8 protein-coding genes and 1 pseudogene are annotated in these 5,999 nt (G+C 50.1%); all 9 read right to left on the reverse strand.

Annotated features, from left to right (window positions below; translation table 11 throughout):
* Window positions 1–233, reverse strand: a 233-nt coding sequence (locus G1ANC_RS03375; RefSeq protein WP_164998008.1) for a hypothetical protein, incomplete at its 3' end; no start/stop codon positions are given.
* Complete coding sequence (locus G1ANC_RS03380; protein WP_129693599.1) at window positions 226–1,227, reverse strand: vWA domain-containing protein; 1,002 nt, start codon at window positions 1,225–1,227, stop codon at window positions 226–228. The genes G1ANC_RS03375 and G1ANC_RS03380, both read right to left, overlap by 8 nt.
* The gene (locus G1ANC_RS03385) at window positions 1,224–2,234 is read right to left on the reverse strand and encodes a VWA domain-containing protein (protein ID WP_129693600.1); all 1,011 of its coding nucleotides are present in this window, start codon (window positions 2,232–2,234) and stop codon (window positions 1,224–1,226) included. Before G1ANC_RS03385 ends, G1ANC_RS03380 begins: the two co-directional genes overlap by 4 nt.
* Window positions 2,225–2,704 (reverse strand): hypothetical protein, encoded by a 480-nt coding sequence (locus tag G1ANC_RS03390; protein ID WP_129693601.1) that lies wholly within the window; start codon window positions 2,702–2,704, stop codon window positions 2,225–2,227. The genes G1ANC_RS03385 and G1ANC_RS03390 overlap by 10 nt, the downstream gene beginning before the upstream one ends.
* Window positions 2,688–3,569 carry a DUF58 domain-containing protein gene (locus G1ANC_RS03395; RefSeq protein WP_129693602.1) on the reverse strand — a complete coding sequence of 294 codons (882 nt, stop codon included), beginning with the start codon at window positions 3,567–3,569 and terminating at the stop codon, window positions 2,688–2,690. Before G1ANC_RS03395 ends, G1ANC_RS03390 begins: the two co-directional genes overlap by 17 nt.
* Before the next feature lies 1 nt (window position 3,570).
* Entirely contained in the window at window positions 3,571–4,770 is a 1,200-nt protein-coding gene (locus G1ANC_RS03400) for a MoxR family ATPase (protein ID WP_206660727.1), read from the reverse strand.
* Window positions 4,771–4,785: 15 nt separating this feature from the next.
* Entirely contained in the window at window positions 4,786–5,439 is a 654-nt protein-coding gene (locus G1ANC_RS03405; protein WP_129693603.1) for a hypothetical protein, read from the reverse strand.
* A gap of 104 nt (window positions 5,440–5,543) precedes the next feature.
* Complete coding sequence (locus G1ANC_RS03410) at window positions 5,544–5,792, reverse strand: DUF4342 domain-containing protein (RefSeq protein WP_129693604.1); 249 nt, start codon at window positions 5,790–5,792, stop codon at window positions 5,544–5,546.
* A 9-nt stretch (window positions 5,793–5,801) separates the two neighbouring features.
* Window positions 5,802–5,999 (reverse strand): annotated as a pseudogene (locus tag G1ANC_RS03415) (slipin family protein); the annotation flags it as partial.

Genomic DNA, 5,999 nt, shown 5'->3' on the forward strand with positions numbered 1-5,999 from the left:
AATAAATTCATGGCATAAATCGGCGATAAGCAGAAGGAAGCCTGGCTGTTGTCGCCGTTTTTATAGGCGGTGTGCGCTACTAGCGACAACAAGGGGAAGCTTGTTAATTTAATAGCAACCAGCAGAATCACCGCGCAAGCAGGGAACGAATAGCGGAGCAGTTTCCGGCGTTTTTCTCGGCGGATTTTTTCAAAATCTAGTTTTTTCAGGTCAAATGGACGATTCTTACTCACGATTTTCTCCCTCCGACGGCATTATATTCTGAAGTTTGCATAGAGGCAAATAGATGTTTCTGATTTCAAAGGCCAGCAAAATATCAGCCACAAATATCGCTATCCAATATGTATCGTTGTAGCCGTCGAACGAGCGGCTGCTACTGACAGCTTTATCGACGGAGCCGTTCTTGACAACGGCGTCGATGGAATTTGGAGTTTGCCGGTGCGTGTACGGCAGACCTGTTTGACTGGCGATGTTTTTAAGGTTTGTCTCGTCGATTTTTGATACGGCATATTTCAAATCTGGTCCGCGTAAGTAAAAACCGTCAAAGCCGCCGCTGTAGCTTGGCGTTTTCATTTTTCCGCCGTTGGCAGTGCCGTAGCCCATAATCGCGCCGCCGCCTAGTAGCGGTTTCAAGCTGGCGAATGACTTTGGCGAGGCGTCGCTGGTCTGTTCGCCGTCGCCCAGGTAAAATAGCAGTGAGGTGCGCTCGGGATTTTTATGCTTGGTGCGAGTAATCTCCGAGGCGATGGTGTCAATCGGCGCATCAATTGAGCTGCCCATGGCGTAGCTTTCGCTGATGATATTTACTGTGTCAACTGCCGATTCAAACATTCTGACATCTGTCGATAACGGCGAATTAACGAAAGTTTTATTATTGAAAGTTATTAAGCTAAATCGCGCGCCGACCAGCTTTTTGGCAATTTCTTTGGCGTCGCGGCGCATGCCGTTGATTCGCGGCTGACCGTTGTTATAATCCTCGGCAGCAGAACTCATCGTTGTATCTATTACAACATAAACATCGACTAGCGGCGCGCCCCATTCTTTCACTTCGCCGGGAACAGCTGGGCGAAAACAAGCGGCAATGATGAGCAAGACAATACAGAACCGCCGCAGCCACGCTCGCCGGTTAGATATTGGTTTGGAGAAAATCCTCCAGCCGGTAAAAATTGCAGCAACTACCAGAATTATCAGCAACAGATACCACGGCAAAATCGGTTGCACTATCATATGCGAAGCCTCCAATCGATAATAATGAGGGAAATTATGATGATAAGCATGCCGTATAGCAACAATTGCGGCTGATCGGTGCGAGTAACGCGCGGCGTGCCTTTGAAGCGGGAGGCGTCTTGGGCGGCGATTTTTTGGACAATGTTTGGAATTGTGTTTTTGTCGCGCAGTGCGTAGTAATCGCCGTTTGTCGCCAGCATGGTTCGCTTCAATTCTGCCGCTTCGGCCTCGCGGTTTTTATTACTATTCGGGTAAATGCCGTATACGCGGATGTCTTTTTGTTTGGCTAATTCTGCTGCCTCGGGCAGGGAAATTATCGGCGTGCCAGCTAGTTGATTGTCGGTTCCTAAAATGATGCTCCGGGAGCGTTTGCTGTCCAACTTGTCGAAGCGGCCGATACAGCTTGCTAGTCCATCGCCGATCAGCGACGAGCCTTGTCCGTTCGAGACTATCGTACCGGATAAAATATCGAAATATTCCAGCGTTCCAGGCGGCGTCAATGCCTTTTCAATCAGCGCTAGCTTACTGTCAATTAGGCTGGCGTCGTCTGTCAAAGGAAATATCACCGCCGGCGAGCGGTCAAACAATACTAAACCGAGTCGTTCGCCGTCAAATTTTCGCGCCAATGTGCGGTAAGTTTTAATAATCTCTACGTCATATTCATACATCGACCGCGATACGTCGAGACATAGCACGATGTCGCGATTTTTTACCTCGGGAGAAACGATAGCCACCGACGACGGGCGGCCAGTGAGAATAATCATCATAACCAGCAGGAGCGCATGCAGTCCTAGTACAACCGCTAATAGTCTTTTATACCGTTTGACCTGCTGAATATAGAGCGGGAAAGTGCGCAGCCGCGATGTATTAGCGATAGGGAGTTTTTGACTAGGCGCGTCATGGCGTTTCGATTGGCTGTATCGGCGGAGTATAATCGGCGCGGCAAACCACAGCAGGGCGATAATTATAATTAACGCCAGCGACAATTGCCAAAAAACTAATTCCATGCCGCTACCGTCTTTCTGGCTAGCGCCGCTGCCTCGGCAACGCTGCCTTGTTCAACTGCGGTAAATTCAGGGATATAGAATTGTTTGATGGCGGTTGCCAATGTTTTATAGCGAGTCTTTTCTAGATCTCGCAGCGTCAACGTGTCAACGCGGTGGCCGTTTATTTCAACAACGAACATGCGAAGAGTTTGGCTTAATTTCTGGTGGGCTTTACGCGAGGATAACTTTCCGGCAGCGTGATTTTGTTCAATTTCGTCGATTAGCCGTTGGTATTTCTGTTTCAAATCAGTCAGATCTGGCGGCGTGTACGGTTTTGGTTTGAGCGTAGCCAGGCTGCGGTGAGAGCGGCGGCGAGTCGAGTAAAACACAAATCCGTACCATAAAATAATCGCGCCTAAAAGCAAGCAGCCGATAATCAGCCACAGTGGGTCATAATCTACCCATTCGCGAAGCTCAGTGCCAGCGTGCATGTTTTTGCCTTTCTAACAGTGAAAAGAAACTGCCGACGACGTCCTCTTCTCCAGAAATTCGCTCGCTGATGACGCCCAAACGCTCCAGGGTAGTGGAATATTCGCGGTAGTACAATTGCTGCTCGCGGTCGAAGTCAGCCTGCAGTTTCGTTTGTTTGCGGATAAAATAAGGCAGCGCGGCTAAATCGTCGATGTCGTAAAAACTGCGGTTTCCGTCAAGTCCTGAAGTGTCATTGACAGTTATCCATAATATCTCGTGCTGGGCGCGCAGCCGCCGGATAATATGCTGGTGCTCGCTGGTCAGTTCATCATCGTTGGCAACCACCACTAGCATCATCTTGCGCCGTAAATTGCGCGCAATATATTCAAGCTGGTTCACAATATTGCTCGGCGCTGCTGCTAGCTGAGTATTCTTTTCAATGTGCCGCAGTAGCTGTTCGATATGTCGATCATCGCCTTTGAAAGGAATGTAGGTGTTATTTTTGACGTCGCCGGAGACTAGTCCGATCAAATCGCCGTGCCGCAATACGATGTAGCCTAAGACTCCGGCAGCCATGATGCTGATGTCGCGCTTGCTGCTGCCGTTTTTACCGGTCGCTGCCATGTGGCGGCCAGTGTCGACTACTAGTAAAATATTATGCTTGCGGATTGCTTGGTAACGCCGGATTCGAATACCGCTACTGCGAGCAGTCGCTTTCCAGTCGATATCTTTTACATCGTCGCCAGGAATGTATTCGCGCAGATCATCGAAATCGAGACTGCGCCCCTTGAAAACCGAGCCGTATTGACCGTCCAACAAACTCCGCACCTTTTCGTGGGCGTAGAGATCCATCTTGGCTTTGACTTTGGCGAAGAGACTTGGCATATTACGGCACAGGAACAGCGTTAAATATCGAATCAATGATAACTTCTGGATGAACTTGGTCGGCGATGGCTTCAAAATTGAGGATAATGCGGTGGCGCAATACGCTGTGGCGTAATTGTTTGACGTCCTCTGGAATAACGTAATTTCGGCCGTTAATCAGCGCGAGGGCTTTGGCGACTTGTTGGAAAGCGATGCTGGCACGCGGGCTGGCGCCGTATTGGACGTAGCGCGCCGTTTCGCTTGGTATGATTGAGGCTGGATTGCGCGTTGCTGAGACAATTTTCACTATATAATTCTTAATGGCGTCATCAATGTATACTTTTTGCGCCAGGTTTTGCAGCGTCTCGACTGCCTCCAGCTCAATATTCGGCGTATTGCTATTATTTGGCGCCTCGCTTAACTTGCCCGATTCTATGCGTTTCAAAATCTCTAGTTCCTCGTCTGGAGCAGGGTAGGACAAAACTTCTTTCAACAAAAAGCGATCCAACTGCGCTTCTGGCAGCTCGTAAGTTCCTTCCTGTTCAATCGGGTTCTGGGTAGCTAGCACAATGAAGGGTTTCGGTAAATCATAGCGTTGTCCGCCGATGCTGGTCTGCTTTTCCTGCATCGCTTCCAGCATGGCGCTTTGGGTTTTGGCGCTGGAGCGGTTAATTTCGTCCAGTAGTACGAAATTGGCGTACACTGGGCCTAGCTCGGTGCGGAACTCGCCCTTGTTATAATCGTAAATCTGCGTACCGATGATGTCGCTTGGCAGCAAGTCTGGCGTGCATTGAATGCGCTTGAACGAACCTTGCACGCTGGCGGCTAGCGTCTGCACGGCTGTCGTCTTGGCAAGTCCTGGTACGCTTTCCAGTAGAATATGCCCGCCAGTCATCAAGCTAACCATCAAAGCCGTCCGCAAGTTTTCTTGTCCGACCACTCGCGACGAGAAAGCGTCGAAAACAGTCTGGATATTTTGGTTAGCTGCAGCTAGCTCGTCGTCGCTAATCGGCGCGGTGGCAGGTTGAAATTGCGTCGCTGGCTGTGCGGCAGTCTGGGATTGTGCTGCTAGTGTGGTCGCAGGCTGGGATTGTGCTGCCGGCTCGGTTGCTGGTTGAGATTGCGCTTCTGGCATAGCTGCGGACGCACTATTGTCTGCCAGTGAATCCGACTGAGCTGGCGCTGGTTCTTGGTCTGCTGATATAAACGGATTTGGATTCATGATAATTATTCCTTTCTATGTCCAATATTGCGAAATATTCGTTACCAACAAGCGGCACTCTTCCGGAGTGTAGCTATCCTTTTGCTCAAAATAATGCTCTGCCGGAAACATATGAGTCATGACGTCCAGGGCGATGTCTTTATCAGTTTGCAGGTGAAAATAATCTGCTGCTGTACTATCGACGTTGCCACCCAGCCCATATAAGGCCCTGTAGCGCACGCTCTTCAAGTATTCCAAAGCCATCGCAATCTCTATCCGGTCTTCGACGATATCGCCGGTCAGCAGCAACACTCTCCCGTTGAGGCCATCCTTAGAAAATGTCCCGTATTGATCGAGAATGCGATTCAGCTCAGAAAAGGCCTGGCGCTTCATGTCTTCTAGTACCGAGCGGGATTCTAGCTCAATGCCGTCGCGCTGCGGTTTTTCCAGATCAGGGTTCCACGTAAACATGCCTGCCGGATTAATCAGCCCGACCACCCGCGGATCGCCAGGGATAATGATTCGCTTGCTGAGCAAAGGAAACACCCAAGCATTAATCTCGCTCGCCAAACCAATGCAAGCCGTCAAGGCGTCTTCTTTCAGCGCGATAACGACCGCTTCCTGGCCCTTCAAATCGCTCACGCGCCCCGCCAAAGTCCGCCCCAGCTCGATTCTATTAATATAGTACATGCTGGTTATGATTATGCCTGAAAGCGCGGGAGAATGCAATTGCGGCTGATACTAGTCTGTTTCAGACTGTAGCAAGCTAGCCTGTACCCATCGAGTGTATGATTCTAGTCTCGCCGCTCTACCGCGATTGTGCACTGCGCCATCAATGCCACTGCTGCGCCGAGTGCTGCAAATGTTGGCAGCAGCAAGGCGCCAACCACGCCGGCAGTGACTGGGAATTCCATGATGCTTTCGCCTTTTTCGTTCTTGATGATAACGCGGCGGACGTTGCCTTCTTTGATAAGCTGCTTGACCTTCTCGACAACTTGATCGCCGTTGACACTAAATTCTTCGGTGCGGTTTTGTTCGCTCATGGTTACTCCTTACTTTTTACCGCCGCGAATTGCGTCAATCAGTTCAATTGGGAAGAGCATCATCGTCTTTTGTGATGGTTCGGTGGAGATGCGCTCCAGTGTATTTAGCGTACGCAGGTTAATCGCCCCTTGGGTTTTTGCCAGGATTTCGGCAGCTTGCGCTAGTGTTTCGGCGGCAGCTTTTTCGCCGTCGGCGTTGATGATGTT

Source organism: Candidatus Nanosynsacchari sp. TM7_ANC_38.39_G1_1 (assembly GCF_004138385.1).

Excerpts from the sequence above, each read along its gene's own strand:
- G1ANC_RS03380 (WP_129693599.1), bottom strand. The coding sequence starts at position 1,227 with ATGATAGTGCAACCGATTTTGCCGTGGTATCTGTTGCTGATAATTCTG.
- G1ANC_RS03385 (WP_129693600.1), bottom strand. The coding sequence starts at position 2,234 with ATGGAATTAGTTTTTTGGCAATTGTCGCTGGCGTTAATTATAATTATC.
- G1ANC_RS03390 (WP_129693601.1), bottom strand. The coding sequence starts at position 2,704 with ATGCACGCTGGCACTGAGCTTCGCGAATGGGTAGATTATGACCCACTG.
- G1ANC_RS03395 (WP_129693602.1), bottom strand. The coding sequence starts at position 3,569 with ATGCCAAGTCTCTTCGCCAAAGTCAAAGCCAAGATGGATCTCTACGCC.
- G1ANC_RS03400 (WP_206660727.1), bottom strand. The coding sequence starts at position 4,770 with ATGAATCCAAATCCGTTTATATCAGCAGACCAAGAACCAGCGCCAGCT.
- G1ANC_RS03405 (WP_129693603.1), bottom strand. The coding sequence starts at position 5,439 with ATGTACTATATTAATAGAATCGAGCTGGGGCGGACTTTGGCGGGGCGC.
- G1ANC_RS03410 (WP_129693604.1), bottom strand. The coding sequence starts at position 5,792 with ATGAGCGAACAAAACCGCACCGAAGAATTTAGTGTCAACGGCGATCAA.